Annotated in this window: 11 protein-coding genes; 6 read left to right on the top strand and 5 right to left on the bottom strand. The window is 36.9% G+C overall.

Annotated elements, in window-relative coordinates; genetic code table 11:
* From HMPREF9456_RS03880 to HMPREF9456_RS03860, 5 genes are all read right to left on the bottom strand, one after another.
* Positions 1–984 (bottom strand): glycoside hydrolase family 18, encoded by a 984-nt coding sequence (locus tag HMPREF9456_RS03880; RefSeq protein ID WP_006842156.1) that lies wholly within the window; start codon positions 982–984, stop codon positions 1–3.
* A 17-nt stretch (positions 985–1,001) separates the two neighbouring features.
* Complete coding sequence (locus HMPREF9456_RS03875; protein ID WP_006842155.1) at positions 1,002–2,585, bottom strand: RagB/SusD family nutrient uptake outer membrane protein; 1,584 nt, start codon at positions 2,583–2,585, stop codon at positions 1,002–1,004.
* Positions 2,586–2,596: 11 nt separating this feature from the next.
* A complete protein-coding gene (locus tag HMPREF9456_RS03870; protein ID WP_006842154.1) occupies positions 2,597–5,926 on the bottom strand; it encodes a SusC/RagA family TonB-linked outer membrane protein in 3,330 nt (1,109 codons plus the stop codon).
* Between the two features lie 223 nt (positions 5,927–6,149).
* Positions 6,150–7,160 carry a FecR family protein gene (locus tag HMPREF9456_RS03865; protein ID WP_006842153.1) on the bottom strand — a complete coding sequence of 337 codons (1,011 nt, stop codon included), beginning with the start codon at positions 7,158–7,160 and terminating at the stop codon, positions 6,150–6,152.
* Between the two features lie 47 nt (positions 7,161–7,207).
* Positions 7,208–7,762: an RNA polymerase sigma-70 factor gene (locus HMPREF9456_RS03860; RefSeq protein ID WP_006842152.1), complete on the bottom strand. Its 555-nt coding sequence runs from the start codon at positions 7,760–7,762 to the stop codon at positions 7,208–7,210.
* A gap of 650 nt (positions 7,763–8,412) precedes the next feature.
* On the opposite strand from HMPREF9456_RS03860, the gene HMPREF9456_RS03855 reads away from it, so the two are divergent.
* The 6 genes from HMPREF9456_RS03855 (at position 8,413) to HMPREF9456_RS03830 (ending at position 20,602) form a co-directional block, all read left to right on the top strand.
* On the top strand, positions 8,413–10,080 hold the full coding sequence (locus HMPREF9456_RS03855; protein ID WP_006842151.1) for a DUF6377 domain-containing protein: 1,668 nt from the start codon (positions 8,413–8,415) through the stop codon (positions 10,078–10,080).
* Between the two features lie 227 nt (positions 10,081–10,307).
* Positions 10,308–13,313 carry a SusC/RagA family TonB-linked outer membrane protein gene (locus HMPREF9456_RS03850; protein WP_026177021.1) on the top strand — a complete coding sequence of 1,002 codons (3,006 nt, stop codon included), beginning with the start codon at positions 10,308–10,310 and terminating at the stop codon, positions 13,311–13,313.
* A 21-nt stretch (positions 13,314–13,334) separates the two neighbouring features.
* Positions 13,335–14,822, top strand: a complete 1,488-nt coding sequence (locus HMPREF9456_RS03845; RefSeq protein WP_006842149.1) for a RagB/SusD family nutrient uptake outer membrane protein — start codon at positions 13,335–13,337, stop codon at positions 14,820–14,822.
* A 19-nt stretch (positions 14,823–14,841) separates the two neighbouring features.
* The gene (locus tag HMPREF9456_RS03840; protein WP_006842148.1) at positions 14,842–16,290 is read left to right on the top strand and encodes a SusF/SusE family carbohydrate-binding protein; all 1,449 of its coding nucleotides are present in this window, start codon (positions 14,842–14,844) and stop codon (positions 16,288–16,290) included.
* Between the two features lie 53 nt (positions 16,291–16,343).
* Positions 16,344–18,098 (top strand): endo-dextranase, encoded by a 1,755-nt coding sequence (locus tag HMPREF9456_RS03835; RefSeq protein ID WP_018074749.1) that lies wholly within the window; start codon positions 16,344–16,346, stop codon positions 18,096–18,098.
* A gap of 20 nt (positions 18,099–18,118) precedes the next feature.
* Positions 18,119–20,602 (top strand): glycoside hydrolase family 31 protein, encoded by a 2,484-nt coding sequence (locus HMPREF9456_RS03830; RefSeq protein ID WP_006842146.1) that lies wholly within the window; start codon positions 18,119–18,121, stop codon positions 20,600–20,602.
* The last annotated feature ends 10 nt before the right edge of the window (positions 20,603–20,612 follow it).

The raw sequence follows: 20,612 nt of genomic DNA, 5'->3' as shown, positions 1-20,612 counted from the left end.
TCATTTCTTTGCCGGATTCATTATCTGAATAGCTTGCCTCAAATATTTATAATCAGGAGTATGTTTATATTCGTTTTCCATATGATAAGTACCCACACCACCTTTTCGTTGATACTTATCATCTACCTTCGGATTGAAGCGAGCCATGGCCTCAAGAGAAGGCACAACTAATTCTTCCCCATCGGGAGTTGTGACTACTGCGTTTGGTTTTCCCCCTGTACTCCACCACTTCTCAAAGTCTTCTGTAAAAATATATTTATCGGCAGGCCACCCTTTGGCTAAGGCATTATTGAAGCGATATTGTAAGTCCCATTCGCCTGAAGAATCATAAGCTTGCACAATTCCATAATTAAAACACTCCACTATTTCGGGGTGTACAGCATAAGGCACGCCATCTATGAGCAGTAGTTTACCTGTTCCGGATTTAGGTCCAAAATACTTGCTCAGAGCCAACACAAAATCTTTCATCAAAGCATTGTTATGCCCTACAAGAGGTCCTACACCACCAAATCCGGGTTCATAGTCGAGGTCTAGTCCGTCATAATTGTATTTATACATCGTATCAGCAAGAGCTTTCGCATATTTTCCGACACCCTCTGTTGTTGCTTCAAATGGTTCCGGCACTTCGTGCGCAAATATTGTGTATGTAACTTTTGTACCTAATACATTTTGCACATATGCCAAATCAGCTTTTTGCGCATCTGTAATATCCCAATATTTGCCCCATATGGATACAATGTCCACGCTGTCGGGTATCGAGACTAATCTTGTGCCCATAGACGATGTTTCTGTATTCCAACCGCCAAACCACCCGAAAGCCACAGCATGGTCGGATTCTTTGTAAGCTCTCAACTGTTTATAATATTCTTCACTTTTGGGCTCGACCTGCCCTACGATTTTGTTTTCCGGATCTACTTCGTCTAAACACGAAGACAGAGAAAAAAACAAAAAACAGATTAACAGTATATTTGATAATGTTTTCATATCATTGATATTTTTAATTATTTAGCATCCCACCACAATTTAGTACCGCCCGTATCAGGGCCATTAAGTAAGCCGATAGCCTTATCTACTTCTTCCCTGTTTTTGTTGTATTCCTCTTGAGGAAACACGATTCTTCTGATCTGAACTGTGGTATTGATCTGACCACCGCTGCGATTATATATAACAGGAAATATCTTTGGGTATCCGGTACGCCTGAATTCGGACCAAGCTTCTTGCCCTTCGGGAAACATTGCTATCCATTTTTGAGTAATGATTCTTTCCAGTTTTGTTTCAAAGGAATCGCTTTCGTTCCATGCTACTGTAATTGTTGATCTGGCTGCTATACTGTAATATCCTACCATATCCTGAAATCTGATCGGCTTATCAGTAGAGTTTGTCAAATAGGCATCAATTCCGCTTACTCCATATTGAGTGAAAGATGCACGCACCCCTTGCTCATAGAAATCTTTTGCCGAACCGCCCATATTCCAACCTCTTATAGCGCCCTCTGCCCGCAAAAAATAAGCTTCTGCTGCGGTCATCCATAACACTGGTGTATTTTTTCTAACATTAGGTGCAGACATTTTTTCATACGGAGCCTTATCGAATATATATAATCCGTTTCTAACGCCATGATAAGCTCCGTCAATTGCTGCCGGTTGGAAAAGAGAAGGCAAGCGAGGATCTTTTAAGCCATTCAGATAAGAGTCCATTGACGCTCCCATTCTTGTATCTGCATAAGAGTTCCATACGGTTTCCAACGGATGATAAACAGCATGACCGCCGTATGATTTCAGTTGTGCAATATCTGAAACATCAGACAACAACCCATACTTCTGATTTGCAGCCTCTTCGGCATGCAGCTTTGCTAATTCCGGCTCCACATAACTAATACGTATAGCCAATCGCAATCGAAGTGTATTTCCGAACTTCAACCATTTCAGAGCATCTCCGCCGTATATCATATCGTATTTCACCAACGGTTTATCTCCTTTGGTATTTACATCCGCAAAATCGGATAGTTCTTTTGTGGCTTCCTTTAGCTCTTTCAGAAATTCTTTATATACAACTTCCTGACTATCGTAAGGGGTTGTCAATCCTCCTATTCCGAATTTTGTGTAAGGAATAGGCCCATAGTTGTCTGCCAGCCTGTGCATCCCCATTATCTTCACGATGGTAGCCATAGCCAAATAGACTTTGTCTTCTGTTTTACCAAAAATCTTCGCATAAGGTCCCATCACTTTGGTATAACCATTCGCAAACCCGACATCGTTCCATTTATCAAAATATAGATTATATGTACCGTTGTGACTTGATGAGTTCCAAGTGCCGATATGAGCCATATAGCCGGAGAAAATATCACCGGTCAGATTTTGAGCACGCTGATAGTCGTTAGCATCGACGTCCGATGTAGGTATTACATCTTTAAGCATGGCATTGAAGTGCCCTCCTACAAAAAGACCATCTTTGCTCATGTCATCTTCTGTAGCTGCATATTCATTTACATTGTCTTCAAGGCAAGAGACAAATGAATAAGATATTATCACTGCAAAGAAAGACACAAAGAGTAGCTTAAATATTTTAGATATATTATTTTTCATTATTCATTGCTTTAAAATTGAACCTTAACTCCAAATCCTATATTTCTGAGACTTGGTTGCATAAAATAATCCAGTCCCTGAAAATAAGTTCCCGTAGAAGCAGTCAATTCAGGATCGAATGGTGCCTTATTATGTATCATCCATAAGTTTCGTCCAATCAAAGAGAGAGACAAAGAGCTTATTTTATGATTGAACCATTTAGAAGGGAGTGTATACGTAAGAGATGCTTCGCGAAGCCTTACATTCGTCATACTATATACATACTCGGACAGGACGCCTGTTGTTCCTCCGGCTGCAACAGCATAATATGCCTCGGCATCCATTCGTTTTCCGTTCACCAATACACCGCCATTATCGCGTGCTATAGCCGAAACTTTAGAAACTCCATGCCTATCCAATAAGGCTTGTGTGGCCGACACACCGATTCCACCGATTCGGGCATCTACAAGGAAGTTCAGATCAAACCCTTTGTAAGAAATTGTATTATTCCACCCAAAATTGTATCGGGGTGCGACAGACCCGGCTTTCACCCAATTGTTAGGATCACTGTTTATCGCTCCTGTAGATGGGTCTACTTTTATATTCCCTTTAGAATCTTTTGCTAGCGTCGAAACATAAATATCACCCAATGTTCCGCCTTCTGTAAGTCGCATACGATATGTTCCTGTAGAGCTCATGTCTATACCATCTTCAGCCAGAATAGGCGTTCCGGTGGTTGGGTCGAGAGTTCCTTTAGGAATAAGCGTTTTTATTTTATTTCTATTCAGAGTGAAATTCACACTGGTAGAATAGCTGACAGGACCGAAATTGTCGTTAAAGCCTAAAGAAGCTTCAATACCCCAGTTATTTACTTTTCCGGCATTGATATAATAGTCGGAGTATATTGAGCTTGGAGCAGCTTCAAAATGGAACAATTGATTGTAAGTGTCTGTATTATAATATGTGAGATCGAGATTAATTCTATTGCCCCAAAATTTCATATTAGTACCAACTTCATACGCCTTTGTGCGTTCAGCTTTCAGATTGGAGAATGGCATCGCCGTCTCTGTCTTCAAATTACCATCATTCAACTCGTATGAAGCTTTAGTAATGAAACGTGGAGGCGGATTACCCACTTCCGAATATGAAAATCTCAGTTTGAAAAAAGAGATTTGAGCTTTATGCATATCAAACATATCGCTTAAAATTCCGGAAACTCCAACCGATGGATAAAACACCCCTGTGCCACTCGTCCCTTTTAAGGTAGAAGTCCAGTCATTTCTAGCTGTAAGATCTAAGAACACCAAGCTTTTCCAACCCAACTGAGCTGTAGCAAAAATAGCGTGTGTATTATCTTTGAACCCACTTTGGTTTACTTTTGTCTGAGGGTCATTCTTATTTATGTTCTCTTCAGAGAACCGATTGGGAACAAGACCTAAATGCCCTTCATAGCTATTCAGTCTTTGGTCGTACTGAAAGTAACTTGTACCTAAAGCAGCGGTCAGACTGAAATTGCCAAATCGTTTATCAGCTGTAGCCAAGAAGTCGAGATATAATTGTTTGTCTGTCATTCTCTGGTTCATATAGTTTCCTGTTTCGGATGCAAAGAGCAAATCAGAGGATGCATGAATTTTTCTTTCGAATTTATTTTCCATATTATCCATTCTCGCACGTCCCGACAGATTCAGCCAATCCAGAGCCTTATATTTTAGTGCGCTATATAAGATGTAGCGGTCTCTTTTGTTCTCGAATAGTTTTCTGTTCACAGTCCAATATGGGTTTTCGATTCCTAAGCCCTGATTACCATATTTTGAAGGCCAATTTTGAGTCTTAAAATTGCGGACATCATTAAATGTCTCATATATTTTATAGTTATCGATATCATCGCCTCTCGGAAATAGATAAATAGGTAGCAGTGGGTTATGATATTGTCCTTGAGTCATCATATTTCTGTTATCTTCATTTATATAAGATACGGAAAAGTCAAACTCGAGCTTATCTTTTATAATATCAGCAGTGTTACGTACTGTAAGGTTATAGCGGTTCAACTTATTATTTGGTATGATTCCTCTCGAGTTTGTGGATGCGAAAGACACGTATGTAGTATTCGTTTCTCCACCAAAAGAGGCTGTCAGTGAGTTTGTTTCCACATATCCAGTCTGAAAGAAATCTTTAGGATCGTACGAAGACATGTCCGGAGTCTTCTTAGCTCCCCAGCTTTGAAAGCTTTGGTCTCTTGAACCGTATGTATCTTGGAACTCAGGCATAACAAATGGTTTTAAGAAAATCGAGTTATTCGCATAATTAATTCTCAATCCCTTTTGTCCCTTTTTGGTCGTAATTAGTATTACACCATTTGCCCCTTGGTTTCCATATAAAGCTGCAGCGGCAGGACCACTAAGTACCGATAGGCTTTCAATATCTTCAGGGTTTATATTGGCGAAAGCATCGCGATCTCCACCATCAGGTGATTCGAATATATTTTCGGGTTGCTCACCTCTGATATCATACAATGGTACTCCATCTACAACATACAATGCATTGTTGTTACCCATAATTGACTTTGTCCCACGCATAACCACTCTGGCCGAGCCGCCAATACCCGATGCACTTTGATTTATCTGCATACCGGCAACTTTACCGGCCAGACTATTTATAAAGTTCGCATCTTTAACGACCGTCAATTCTGTACCTTTAAGTTCCTGAACATTGTATGTCAACACTTTCGCTTCTCTTTTGATTCCTAGAGCAGTAACCACAACCTCATCGAGAGCAACATTATCCTCTTTCATGACCACGTTATATGTCATGTCTCCTTTAGCAATAAGCTTTATAGAGAGGTAGCTGATGTAAGAAAATTCGATTTCATCACCTTCGTTTGCTGTAATGGAATAATTCCCATTGGTATCTGTCAAGGTTCCTATAGTAGTTCCTTTTACCGATACTGCTACTCCAATCAAAGGTTCTCCAGCTTCATCTTTTACATTGCCTTTGATGGTTACTGTTTTTTGCTGGAGCGACCTTGCCGAGTTATTCGTGTTGGCAGAAGACAAATAAATAACTTTATCTTCAACCTTATATGTCACACCTTTTCCTGCTAATGATTTGTTCAAAACCTCTTCAATACTCGCATTATGTAATTCTAATGGACCTACTTTTATATCCCCAATTTTGTCTTCATAAAAAAACTGATGGTCCGATTGTGATTTGATTATATTAATTATATCTGAAAACTTACCTCCTTTTTGGTTTATGTTTATTTGTGCATTGGCTACAATACAAAAACATAGCAAAAAGAAGAAGACACTCATTGAATGAGTAAAATATTTCCTTGGAGAATAGGAATTGCTTCTTTTCTTCATTTAGTTGTTGTTTTTTCGTTAATAAAAATAAGGTTAACGTTACCGTCTTGTATTTGTAAAATAGGTTGGGAAGCCTGCCCCGATTGATTCTATTTCATAATGATTAGATTTTTAGTTCTACAATAATATTTTTCTATTTAATAGTAAAACATGCTTGAAGCAAAAAACACTTAGTCCAATTTAGGGCCAAGTGTCTTTTTTAATATTCATTAACAATAAAACGCTATTGATTGGGGAATATTCGAATACTTCTACCAGTATATTCATATTTGAATGGTATTGTATTTGTGAGAGAATTCAAAACGGAATCTATACTATCTCGTTTCTTTATAACACCTGAATATTTAGATCGGATATTTAAGCTAGGATCCAAATATATTTTAACTTCATATAGAGACTCTAAAGTTTCTCTGATATCAAGAAGCGTCGCATTTTCGAAAGTTATCAGATCATTATGCCATAAAACATCAAGAACGGCATTGGTTTCGTATACTTTTAGCCGATGGTCGGTATGATTTATTTCAGCTTTTTGCCCGGGAGATAATGTTACATGCCCTTCATTATTATTGCCTTTTACTTCAATCTCACCATTTACAAGAGTTACTGAAGAGATATTAGACATATTGGAACTCTTTATATTAAATGAAGTTCCTAAAACTCGCACATTAAAAGCTTCACTTTCTACATAAAATGGAGATTTTTTATTTTTTGTTACCTCAAAATAAGCTTCGCCGGTAAGGTATACTCTTCTTTCTTCTTCACCTTCAAATGTAGGCGGATAACTAATTGTTGAGTTTTGGTTTAGCCAAATCTTTGTTCCATCTTCCAAGATAACCTCCTTCGCTTTAACTCCGTCATTTTGTACTGACAGCAAATCTCTTCTACCGATTTTCTTATTGTCGTGAAGATACAAATATCCAAATCCGATTGCTGAAAACAGCACTACAATACATGCAGCAATTTTAACGAACGAAAAATTGAATTTCTTCTTTACAGGCACATCAATTTGTGGAACATCGGATATCCTTTTTAATAGGCGATCTTTTTCGCTTTCCAAATATCCATCAGATAAAGATTCATCCCATTCTATAGAATTGTAAAGCGATTCAAGATCAAAAAGATATTTCTTATTATTTTCATCTTCACCGATCCATTTTAAGATAGCTTCGTACTCTGCATCTGAAGCCGTTTTATTAAGGTATCCTAATATAATCTTTTTATCAATTGTACTCATTTATTTATTTTATGATATACTTAAAACAGTTATATATAACAATATACTTAGTTAAAGAAGCATAAAACGAGAAGAAGCCTCAACAAATATGATAGTCTCTGTTTTAGCAACTTTCGGGATTGATACAAATGGGCCTCAACTGTTCGTAAAGAGATAGCTAGAGTTTCTGCTATTTCTTTATTTTTCAGTCCATAGATATAGCTTAGTTTAAACACACTCTTCGACTGGGGCGGCAGAGTATCAATTGCGCTATCTATTTTCTCTTTCAATTCTGCATTTTCTATATTCTTCCAAACATCGATATTTTCAGGTGAAAAATATTTCAGTTTTTCATTATATACCTCAATTTTGGCAGAAGAATATTTATTGATGACAGCAATATGTTTCAGCCTATTGATAGATTTTGTATACACAAATCGGTACAATAGCGAAGAAATGTGCTCTCCTACTTCAATTTCTTTTCGTCGTTCCCACAATTCTACAAAGGCATCCTGTACAATATCTTCGGCATTATCTGTACCTACAAAAGAGGATGCATATTTCACCAATGCCAAATAGTACTTATCAAATAAGTCTACATAAACCTGTTTAGATAAATCCATTATTGGAGAATTTGCGCATTAGGATATAAGGGTTTTCTGCACTGAGTTTTTCATCAAGGTACGGTTATTCAAAGATTGCGGGTAAAATTAATAATATTTATAAGCATTCCAAAATAATTGAAAATACATAAATATTATCCTTGGTAATCTTACGTTAAAAAAAGCTTGCAAATAATTCATTTACAAGCTTTATACTCAGATAAAATGTGACCCCGGAGGGGTCGTCTGTTTCTTATTCTAAATAGTATATAGTCAATTAATTATATGATAATATCCAATCTTTAGTAACGATTTAGGAACAATATCATTTGTCTCTCAAAATACCACTTTTGGCTTAGGGTTGACCGTATTCTTACATATAAATTACTGAGAATAAAGGTACGAAAATGAATTGAAAATCAAAGACCAACTTTATTTTTTAGGATCATTTATAGATATAAAAAGGTGTGTTTTCTCCTATTGCTTTGATAAAAGAGGTAATATCATTTTATTCTTCATAGAACTTATATATTAGAATTTTCAGTTAACTCTACTAATTGAAGCTTCTCCTTCTTTATTAAAATTTCTTTCTCTTTTAATTATTTAGAGTTTATAATAAGATAGTGTTATATTTCATTTTTATTAACTTTGTTTATATGTAATCGTAATGTATGAAAAAGTTATTCCTTCTCATTATTATATTATTTCCGACTTGCAATGTTTTCCCAAAAACATCACAAGATACTATATTCAACTCTCTATATGAATTGATTAAACATAAAGACCTCTATGTAACAGAGAAGGAGGAGAGAATATCCGAAATAAAAAAACTGCTTAAAACGCCTAATATTACTGACGATCAGCGTTATGATATAAATCTCAAACTATATAACGAATACAAAGTTTATTTGTCTGATTCTGCAATTTATTATGCCAGAGAGAATACAGCTATTGCAAAAAAGCAAAATCATAATACATGGATAAATGAATCTAAACTAGATTTAGTATCCTTATATATTGTATCTGGTATGTTTATTGAAGCTGTTGATATATTAGGATCAATAAAAACTAAAGACCTTCCCGATTGGCTACAGATTAAATACTATGATTGCTACAAACAGCTATACAACTACTATTCAAGTAATAATCCATATACTCAGATCTATTTAGAAAAAAGTAATCTATACAGAGATTCTTTACTGAATGTATTGGATAAAGAATCCAGCCATTATAAGATTGTATATGCAGAGAAACTATATGACGAATCTCGTCTAAATGATGCGAAACAAATATTGCAAAAGCTTTTAGACCAAACGAAATCAGACACTCACGAAAAAGCAGTTCTCGCTTATGCACTAGCCAATATTTACAAAAAAGAAGGAAATATAAACTTACAGAAACATTATTATGCCATATCTGCGATTTGCGATATAAAGAATGCTATCAAGGAAAATGCATCTATGCAGGCATTGGCCTCAATCCTATATGAAACAGGTGAAGTAGAAAAGGCCTACGATTGCATAAAATCGTCTATGGAAGATGCCATGTTTTGTAATGCGCGCTTAAGAACATACGAAGTTTCACAAATATTTCCAATTATAGACTCTGCGTATCAGGAAAATGTGAATAAACAAAAATCAGAATTACAGTTGTTTCTTATTCTTGTCAGTATATTATCTGTATTCCTTATTATAGCAGTAATATATGTGTATAGGCAGATGAAAAGAGTTTCTCGGATACGTAAAGAACTTTATCATACTAATGTAAAATTAAACGATCTTAATAAGGATTTACAATCTAGTATCAACCAACTTAACGATGTAAACAAAGAACTTTCGTATGTAAACAATCAATTATCGGATGCAAACCAAATAAAAGAAGCATATATTGGGCATTTCCTTGATCTATGTTCTACATATATAAATAAACTGGAAAATTTTCAAAACTCTCTCAATAAGAAAGCTGTCGAAAGGAAACTTGATGAATTATATAAAATGTTGAAATCAAGTAAAATGATCGATGACGAATTGAAAGAACTCTACGAGAACTTTGACAATATTTTCCTGCATCTGTATCCGAATTTTGTTGAGGAATTCAACTCTCTTTTAATAAAAGAAGAACAGTTCGTATTAAAACCTAATGAATTGCTTAATGTGGAACTTCGTATATTTGCATTGATTCGATTAGGTATAACAGATAGTTCCAAAATTGCTAACTTCTTGCACTATTCAGCAAATACAATTTATAGCTATCGTACCAGAGTACGAAATAAAGCTGCTGTCCCCCGCGAAGAATTTGAATCAATGGTTATGAAAATAGGTGTTATTAAGAAAAACTAACACATACGGCGTCTATATTTTTGGCTATATCAAAATCGGTTAATCAGCTATATATTAATAATATATAATATATTTGGCTCTATATTTTATCAATGTGAATTTTCTTTAAATACTTCCTCCTCATATTTTTGCATATGAGAGGTTATACTCTTTTTAGCTTCACAAATACAATAAGCTGAATAATGTTAACCATAAAAATGAATAAGAAAATTCTAATCACGCAGACCATGAAAAAAAATCAAAAAAAGAAATGGGCTTATTTAGGCAGAATATGTCTGCTTATGTTGTCTTTGACTTTCACGTTTACATTATCTGCTCAAAACCGGAAAACAATTTCGGGAGTAGTTTTGGATGAAAAAGGAGAAAGTATTATAGGTGCATCAGTTTCGGTAAAAGGGACTACTAATGGTACAATCACCGACATCGAAGGGGCATTTACCTTGGATGTTGAAGAAAATGCTACTTTAACAATCTCTTATCTTGGATTCTTGACTCAAGAAATCTCGGTAGCCGGAAGAACCGATTTTCGTATTATCTTAAAAGAAAAAGCAAAGATGCTCGATGAAGTCGTTGTAGTAGGCTATGGAGTGGTACGTAAAAGGGATCTCACAGGCTCGTTATCGTCTGTAGAAGCCAAAGTAATGCAGGATAAGCCAGTTTCCAATATCGGCGAAGCACTCCAAGGTCGTGCAGCTGGGGTACAAATTATTAACTCTGGCGTACCAGGTAGTAATGTAAGTATTCGGATTCGCGGATTAGGTTCTATCAATAATTCTGATCCTCTATTAGTTATTGATGGCGTACCAACTGATATGCCTTTAAATGCTCTCAATCAGAATGATGTTGAAACAATAGACATACTAAAAGATGCTTCGGCTACAGCCATCTATGGTTCACGCGGTGCGAATGGTGTGGTGTTAATAACGACTAAAAAAGGTAAATCTGGAGACGGCCTTATATCAGTAAGTGCCAACTGGGGAATACAAGATGCAACCAGTGTGCCTGAGATGTTGAATGCATCGCAGTTTGCATCATTACACAACGAGATGATGGCTAATAATGGCAGAGGACAGCGTCCTGACTTTGCAGACCCATTATCATGGGGAAAAGGGACAGACTGGATAGATGCGTTATTACGTACGGCTATGATGCAAAATTACTCAGCTTCATACTCCGGGGGTAATGATAAGAGTAATTACTATGTATCGGGAGGAGTCTTGGATCAGGAAGGCATTGTTATTAACACATCCTATCGCCGTTATACGTTCCAATTCAATGGTGAATCAAAAGTCCGTTCTTGGCTGAAATTCGGGAATAACGTTACACTAAGTCATGATGTAAAAAAGAATGGTTCTTATAGCGTACTTAACACAATGTCTTCTTTACCAACTCAGCCCATATTTAACGAAGACGGAACCTATTCGGGGCCGGGTACGGAAGCTGAATTCTACGGAGATGCTCGTAATCCGATAGGGACAGCACGTTTAGAGAAAAGTACAACGAAAGGTTATAACATATTAGGTAATATTTATGGAGAAGTTTCTCTTTTTGACAAAGTAACTTATAAAATGTTGGGAGGAATAGATTTCAAATTCTGGGATAATGTGAATTTTTCTCCAAAATATGATTGGAAGCCAATTCCTGTACCGAATTCTTACCGCGGTGAAAGTTCAAATAAAAGCCTTACTTACCTGTGGGATAATACAATTACATACATGGACACTTTCAATGAAAAACATAACCTGAATGTTATGTTGGGGTCAAGTGCACAAAACAATGTATACAATTATATGAATGCAAGCATTAAAGAATTTTTATCTGATGATTACAATCAATTGAATAACGGGTTATTAGACCCGACAGTGGGTGGTAGTAAAAACGAGTGGGCTTTGCTTTCTTTCTTTGGACGTGTAAATTATTCTTTCGATAATAAATATTTATTGACAGCTACCGTTCGCCACGATGGGACATCTCGCATAACGAAGTCCAACCGATGGGGTACTTTTCCTTCTTTCTCTGCTGCATGGCGTTTATCGGAAGAATCTTTCTATAAAAAGAATGATCTATTGAGTGATATAAAATTACGCTTGGGATACGGAGTAACAGGCAACCAGGCAGTGTTAGATAATTATGCTGCCGTTACCCGTCTGAAAACAGCACAATATGTATTCAACGGTACACCAGTTTCTACACTATATCCATTAGTAATGCCCAACCCTAATATTAAGTGGGAAACAGTAAAACAAGCAAATATTGGTTTCGATGCAACATTGCTGAAACAACGCATCAACCTCACATTCGATACTTATATAAAAACAACAACTGATATGTTGGTTGGTATGGTTGTTCCTATTACTACCGGATATTCGGATGAATATACACCAATGATTAATGCAGGAGAAGTAAAAAATACGGGATGGGAACTGACTGTCTCCTCGCAAAATATGAAAGGAGCATTCGAATGGAATACAGACTTCAATGTGTCATACAATAAAAATAAGGTGGTGAAGCTAAATAATAATACGCCGATCTATTTCGGCTACCAATCTCATATTGAAGGACGTCCTGTTGGTTCGTTTTATGGATGGGTAACAAACGGATTATTCCAGAATTGGGATGAGGTTAACAACTATGCATACCAGTATCAAGGAGCAGATGCGGCTAATGGAACAGCACCTGGTGATATTAAGTTTTTGGATATAGACAACAATGGTGTGGTAAACGATTATGACCGTACATACATTGGTAATCCTACTCCTACATGGAATTTCTCGATGAATAATAATTTTGCTTATCGCAATTTTGATTTACAGATATTCTTACAGGGAGTTGCCGGAAATAAAATTTATAATGCGAACAGGGTATCTCTTGAAGGAATGTACACCATTAGAAATCAGACTACAAAAGTTCTCGATCGCTGGACTGGTGAAGGTACAAGCAACTCTATACCTCGTGCTATTTATAGTGACCCTAATAAAAATACACGAAATTCAGATCGATTTATTGAAGATGGAAAATATTTGCGTTTGAAGAACCTAACATTAGGTTATAAATTGCCTACTCCTCTGGCAAAGAAAGCATATCTCAGTAGCTTAAGGATATACATGTCGGCTCAAAACTTATTAACCCTAACCAAATATTCGGGGTTCGATCCTGAAGTACAAGGAGGTGTTGATAATAGTAGCTATCCACTTACACGCACAATCAGTTTTGGTGTTGATATTAAATTCTAAATCTAAAAAGATAATACAATCATGAAAAAAATAATATATACTGGATTTTTTCTATTAGCTTGCATAATGAGCTCTTGTTCAGACTTTCTCGAAAAAGAGCCTTATGAAGATCCAAGTGCAGAAACAATCAAAGATGAAGCATCTGCAATAGCTATGACTAATGCGGCTTATCAGCCGATGCAACGCCCAAAATTGTATAATATGAGAATATGGGCACTCGATATTGTTGCAGGAAATAGTGAAGTTGGAGCCGGAGGGGGTGACGACGGAATAGAAACAATACAATTGGCAAACTTTGTTGCCGGGCCCGATAATTTTGCAGCTATCGACTTATGGCGTGGGCCTAACCCGGGTATACTCTACTGCAATACAGTATTGAAGAATGTACCAGAAATGAATATAAAAGAAGAGATTAAGAACCGATGTATGGGTGAAGCTAAATTTCTTCGGGCAAGTTATTACTTCACTCTTGTACAATTATTTGGGGATGTGCCTTTAAGTCTCACACCATCTAAGCCGGGAGACGATCTTTTCCCCGTTCGAGTAAGCAAGGATAAGATTTACAATGAAGTTATTATTCCGGATTTACTTGAAGCAATAGAGTTACTTCCTCGCCGTGAAAATTATAGCAGCAAAGACCTCGGACGTGCAAGTAAAGGTGCAGCCGCAGGTATATTAGCTAAAGTTTATCTCACATTAGGGCAATATCAGAAATGTATAGAAATGTGCAATATGGTTGAGAGTTTTGGTTATGTACTTAATCCCGACTATAGCGATTGTTTTGGTGGAGAAGATAAACATAAAAATACACCAGAATCATTATTTGAAATTCAATATTATGGATTGACAAAAGCTGGTTTTTGGAGTGATGAGAATCAGGCTTGTTGGTTAAGCACCTATATGGGACCTCGCAATTCTGGTTGGGTAGGCGGAGGATATGGATGGAACCAGCCAACTCAGGAATTCGTAGACCAATATGAACCGGGAGATTTGCGCAAAGACAAAACAATTCTTTATGAGGGAGGGCCATTATTTGATGGTAAGCCGTATAAGAGTTCAATGTCAACTACTGGATACAATGTGCGTAAATTTTTAGTACCGCTTTCTATTTCACCTGACTACAATACTAATTCGGCAAGTATTATTGTATTACGCTATGCTGATATACTACTTATGAAAGCTGAAGCTCTGAACGAATTAGGCAACACAACTGATGCCGAAGAGCCATTGTATAATGTACGTAAGCGCGCAGGATTAACAAACAGAAATGATGTGGAAAATTTGACGCAAGAACAAATGAGAGAGAAGATCCGTCATGAACGTCGCATAGAACTGGCATTCGAAGGCCATAGCTGGTTTGATCTGATACGATGGGATAATGGACAATATGCTCTTGATTTTCTTCATTCTATTGGAAAAGTAAATGCTCAGAAAAAACATTTATTATTGCCTATTCCGCAAAAGGAAATAGATTCGAATCCTAATCTTAAGCAAAATCCGGGTTATTAATTTGAAAATAGATATTAAAATGAAAAAACTATATAATATTTTATTACTAATATCACTGGTGCTACCGCTTATGCTTTCATCTTGCTCGGATGATTATGCGGAAACCAATTTAGAGGATCAGCCACTTATACTGACTGCCAGTGACGAAGTTATTGTTTTGGACATAACAGCACCCCAAAGTAACGCTGTGACTTTCGAATGGACTCCAGGGTCAAATTTCAATACAAATGCCGCCATAACTTATATATTTGAATTGGGTCTGAGTGGTTTTACAAAAAGTGTACAAGTTGAATTAAATCAGGGGAAAAATTCAGTTTCCTATAGAACTGAAGAATTAAACAAAATACTTCTTGAGAACTTTGATGTAAATCCCGGCGATGAAGTGGATTTGGAAGCTCGTGTAACAGCTACAGTGCATAGTGAAAATATCCAACCTCAAATTTCTGAAATAGTCAAGCTAAAAATTACAGGATACAAACCTGTTTCTTCGACTCTTTATCTGATAGGCGGTGCTGCGCCTAATGGTTGGAGTGCAGACGATGCAACTAAAATGAATACTGTGTCGGGGGCTGCCGGAGGTTTCGTATGGCAAGGGAAATTAAATGCCGGAGAATTGAAGTTTATAACCACATTAGGAGAGTTTCTCCCTTCATATGGCAAGGGTAGTGATGAAACTAAGTTGCTGTTAAGAGAATCGGATGATGATCCGGATGATAAATTTAATATTCCTGCGACAGGCATTTATAAGATTTCGGTAAATATTATTAATCTGACAATTCATATTGAGACACTCGATGCACCTGAATATAGTGAATTATGGTTTGTCGGTAATCCTACAGGTTGGAGTTTCAAACCAATGACGTCAGATATGTCAGATCCATTCATTTTCTATTTCAATGCTGATCTTTCTGCCGGAGGAGAATTTAAAATTGGAACAAAAGCAGATTTCGATGATAGTGTTGTCTTTCTTCGTCCCGAATCGGATGGACAAGGTGCAGGAACAGATTTGAATGTGGTTAAATGGTCTAAAAATGAAAATGCTGATGATTATAAATGGAATATAACAGGAGGAGTTTATAAGATAAAACTTGATACCCGTGATATGAAAATAGATATAATTCCATTTACTCCTTATGCAATGATTTATATGGTAGGTGATGCTACTCCAAGCGGATGGAGTATAGATAATGCTACTCCATTAACGGCTACAGCCGATCCTAATAAGTTTACATGGACAGGAACACTGAATGCCGGAGAATTGAAATTTACTTGTGATAAACAAAGCGATTGGAATGGCGATTGGTTTCTGGCTAATCAAAATGGTATAGAACCTTCGGGTGATATAGAGCAAATGCTATTTAGTGCGAAAGGTGCTAATCCCGATAATAAATGGAAAATAACCACTGCCGGAACATATACCATAGAACTGGATCAATTGCAACAAACTGTGAAAATCAAAAAACAATAATAAAACAACAGGTGGTGATGTTGGAAAGCATTGCCACCTTAGAAAGAAATATCATGAAAAAAATATATTTATCCATAGTATTGTGCCTGGCATTATTCAGTAGTTGTGAAGATTACTACGATACAGACAGCGATCCGGTTATATACGGTGAGACATATTTCAATGCTGATCTTAGTACGGATAAGGCATGTTATAAGCCGGGAGAAACAGTTCAATTCACACTGAAAGAAAAGCCTTCCAGTAACGTAAAAATTCGTTATTCCCATTTAAGTATGGTTATTTCAGAAGAAAGTTTATCATCTACTTCATGGAACTGGACAGCTCCATCAGAAGATTATAAAGGATATATGGTAGATATCTATGAAGTTGTAGACGGAAAAGAAAAAATACATCAAAGTATTGCAGTCGATGTATCTTCTGACTGGAAGAAATTTCCGCGTTACGGATTTCTTTCATCCTATGGTAAAATGTCGGAGGCAATTATAGATAATAACATAAATAACCTAAGTAGGTATCACATAAATGGAGTCCAGTTTTACGACTGGATGTATGACCACCATCGCCCGTTAGCAGGAACAGTAGCTGATCCGGCTACTACATGGCCCGATCTGATGGGAAGGACGAATTACCTATCCACTGTAAAAGGTTATATAAATGCGATACACAACAAAGGGATGAAAGCTATGTTTTATAATCTGGCCTTTGGAGCGTTAAGCAATGCTGCATCTGACGGAGTAAAAGAAGAATGGTATATTTTCAAAGATAAAAATCATTCAGAGAAAGATAATCATCATCTTGATCCACCTTTTCGCAGCAGCATTTATCTGACTAATCCCGCTAATATTGAATGGCAGAATTACATCGCTGGAAGGCATAAAGATGTTTATAATGTTTTTGATTTTGACGGATTTCATATCGACCAGCTAGGTAACAGAGGAGATGTATACGATTACAACGGAGATAAAGTAAATCTGGAAAACAGTTATTCTTCCTTTATTGCAGCCATGAAACAAGCTTCTCCCGAAAAAAGGTTGGTAATGAATGCTGTTTCTCAATACGGACAGCAAACTAGCATTGCAAAATCCGATGTGGACTTTCTATATACGGAAGTATGGGACGAAAGTAAAACATTCGAGGCCTTAGCAAAAGTAATTACCGACAACTATTCTTTCAGCAATAGTACCAAAAGTACAGTTCTTGCAGCCTATATGAATTATGCAAAGTCAAACAACAGAGGCTATATGAATATACCTGGAGTTTTGCTGACTAATGCTGTGATTTTCTCTTTTGGCGGAGCTCATCTCGAATTGGGAGAACACTATTTAGCGAATGAATATTTCCCGAATTCGAATTTGCAGATGAAGACAGAACTGAAAAAGTCGATGACGCATTACTATGATTTTCTTGTAGCATATCAGAATTTATTGCGTGATGGAGGAACCTTTTCTTCGGTAAATGTTCAATCTGTTGATGGAGGTTTGACTTTTGAAACATGGCCAGCATCGCAAGGGAGTGTAGCCGTACTTGGAAAAAAGTTTAATGACAGGGAAATCATTCATCTGATAAATTTCTCTCAGGCTAACTCTATGGAATGGCGCGATACGAATGGTACACAAGCAGAACCAACGTTAGTTGCAAACCCTGCAATAAAAATAACGGCAAGTAAGGCTGTCTCAAAAGTGTGGATAGCTTCACCGGATATAAATGGTGGAGTCGCTCAGAATATCGAGTTTTCTCAGTCGGGCAATGAGGTTACATTGACTTTACCATCTCTTAAATATTGGGATATGGTAGTATTCGAATATTAAAGGTTTAAGAATAGACTATTATGATAAAGAAAGTTTGGTTATTTATCATGGGATTGATATTTTCTTCGGCAACATTGATTGCCGGAGAATGTATCTCCTATACGAAGAATGGCAATCAGGTCATATTTAACTGTAAAGACGGTTCGAAATTATCATTGACAATCAATAGCAGTTCGGTAGTCAAAGTATGGTTCGATCAATCTGGAAAATTTATAAGAAGTAATGAATCATTTGCCATTGTTAATGAAAATCTGGAAGATATTGGAGAGGTGAATGTTAATGACGAGCCCTCCTGCTACGAGATATTCACATCTAAGCTACGCATCCGGATTAATAAGAATCCGATGCAGTTGCAAATATTCGATAAATGGCAGAAGTTGCTTTTTAGCGATTTTAAAGAGAAAGGACATATAGCCGATTCAAAAGCAGTAAAAGCTTATAAAATTTTGCGCAATGATGAGCAGTTTTTTGGCCTTGGAGAAAAGACAGGACCATTGAACCGTCGCGGACGTTCTTATAAAATGTGGAATAGCGACCGACCTTGTTACAGCGTAATGGAAGATCCGTTGGCTAAAAGTATTCCATTTTTTATGAGTAGTTACCGTTATGGAATATTTCTGGATAATACATATAAAACCGAATTTAAGTTCGGAACGGAATCTGATGAGTACTACTCATTTGAAGCACCGGATGGGGCTTTTATTTACTATTTCATATTTGGAAAAGATTATAAAGACATACAAGAGCAATACATCGACCTGACTGGTAAACCTATCATGCCTCCTAAATGGGCATTAGGTTTTGCACAGAGCCGTGGCTTATACACCAAAGAGGCTCAGGCATTGGAAGTAGCAGCCGAGTTTCGTAAGCGTCAGATTCCTTGCGATATAATCTATCAGGATATAGGATGGACTCAATATTTACAGGATTTCGAGTGGCGTAAGGGAAACTATACCGACCCGAAAGGAATGTTGAAAACATTGAAAGAGCAGGGCTTTAAGATGATTGTGTCGCAAGATCCTGTAGTGTCACAGGCGAATGATAAACAATGGAAAGAAGCCGATAAATCAGGTTATTTTGTAAAAGATATCCGTAACGGAAAATCCTACGATATGCCTTGGCCCTGGGGAGGAAACTGTGGTGTGGTAGATTTTACAATCCCTGAAGTAGCTGACTGGTGGGGTACCTACCAGCAAAAACCTATCGACGATGGGATAAGCGGTTTCTGGACAGATATGGGCGAACCAGCTTGGAGCAACGAAGAAGATATTGACCGCCTGAATATGAAACACCACATAGGTATGCATGATGAGATACATAATGTGTATGGCCTTACTTGGGATAAAGTAGTAAAAGAACAGTTTGAAAAACGAAATCCTAACAAGCGAATCTTTCAGATGACACGCTCTGCTTATGCAGGATTACAGCGTTATACTTTCGGATGGACGAACGACAGTGGTAACGGCAATGATGTATTGGAAGGTTGGGGGCAACTTGAAAATCAGGTAGCAGTAGGAGTTTCTGCCGGATTAGGCGGTATTCCTTTCTGGACAACAGATATCTCGGGATATTGTGGTGATATTACCGATTATAATGCTATGGGAGAGCTATATACCCGATGGATGCAATTCGGAGTATTTTGCCCGTTGAGCCGTGCACATCATGAGGGAGACAATGCTGTAGAACCTTGGATGTTCGGTGATGTAGTGGAAAAGAATACAAAAGCGGCTATAGAGTTGAAATATCAACTATTCCCCTATTTGTATACTTATTCACGCATAGCACACGATACTGGGTTGCCTATAACAAGAGGTTTGTTTATGGAGTATCCGAATGACGAGGAAGCAATAAAAATTGATAACCAATTTATTTTCGGACAGGAATTATTAGTCGCTCCTGTGCTGAAAAAGGGTGAACGTGTAAAACGTATATACCTTCCTGATGGAGAATGGATAGATTTTAATGATAAAAAAACAGCCTATCTGGGTGGGCAAACCATTACCTATCGTGCACCGTTGAATACAATTCCTATTTTCGTAAAAAAAGGTTCTATTATTCCCATGATGCCTGTTATGCAATATATACACGAGAAAAAAGATTACCCGTTATTTGTTCATATCTTCCCGAATTATGAAGATGAAAGTACTTCTTTCGAACTTTATGAAGACGAAGGTGAAAATCTGGATTACTTAAAAGATATATCTTCTAAAACACAATTTACCTCTACAACATTAACCAATAGCTATGAAACTGTAATTACTCCAAATGACAATGGATTTGTGCAATCGAACAAGCGGAATATCATTCTCACATACCATTTGGAATGTAAACCTAACAATGTAGTCATAGATGGTAAAACTGCTACGATAATAGAAGAAAATCAACTCACAAATAAGCTAGAGAAAGACTTTTCATCAATAGAGTGGTCGTGGAACGAAGATTCTAAAGAATGTTGGGTAAAAGTTCCGGATAAACGTAACAAAATTAAAATATCAATAAATTAATAAGTAAAGG

It is taken from the genome of Dysgonomonas mossii DSM 22836, from assembly GCF_000213575.1.
Taxonomy (GTDB): domain Bacteria; phylum Bacteroidota; class Bacteroidia; order Bacteroidales; family Dysgonomonadaceae; genus Dysgonomonas; species Dysgonomonas mossii.
Note: the sequence above shows the minus strand (reverse complement) of the source record. Positions and strands in the feature narration are given on the sequence as shown.

Coding starts and splice junctions, on each gene's coding strand:
- HMPREF9456_RS03880 (WP_006842156.1), bottom strand. CDS start 984: ATGAAAACATTATCAAATATACTGTTAATCTGTTTTTTGTTTTTTTCT.
- HMPREF9456_RS03875 (WP_006842155.1), bottom strand. CDS start 2,585: ATGAAAAATAATATATCTAAAATATTTAAGCTACTCTTTGTGTCTTTC.
- HMPREF9456_RS03870 (WP_006842154.1), bottom strand. CDS start 5,926: ATGAAGAAAAGAAGCAATTCCTATTCTCCAAGGAAATATTTTACTCAT.
- HMPREF9456_RS03865 (WP_006842153.1), bottom strand. CDS start 7,160: ATGAGTACAATTGATAAAAAGATTATATTAGGATACCTTAATAAAACG.
- HMPREF9456_RS03860 (WP_006842152.1), bottom strand. CDS start 7,762: ATGGATTTATCTAAACAGGTTTATGTAGACTTATTTGATAAGTACTAT.
- HMPREF9456_RS03855 (WP_006842151.1), top strand. CDS start 8,413: ATGAAAAAGTTATTCCTTCTCATTATTATATTATTTCCGACTTGCAAT.
- HMPREF9456_RS03850 (WP_026177021.1), top strand. CDS start 10,308: ATGAAAAAAAATCAAAAAAAGAAATGGGCTTATTTAGGCAGAATATGT.
- HMPREF9456_RS03845 (WP_006842149.1), top strand. CDS start 13,335: ATGAAAAAAATAATATATACTGGATTTTTTCTATTAGCTTGCATAATG.
- HMPREF9456_RS03840 (WP_006842148.1), top strand. CDS start 14,842: ATGAAAAAACTATATAATATTTTATTACTAATATCACTGGTGCTACCG.
- HMPREF9456_RS03835 (WP_018074749.1), top strand. CDS start 16,344: ATGAAAAAAATATATTTATCCATAGTATTGTGCCTGGCATTATTCAGT.
- HMPREF9456_RS03830 (WP_006842146.1), top strand. CDS start 18,119: ATGATAAAGAAAGTTTGGTTATTTATCATGGGATTGATATTTTCTTCG.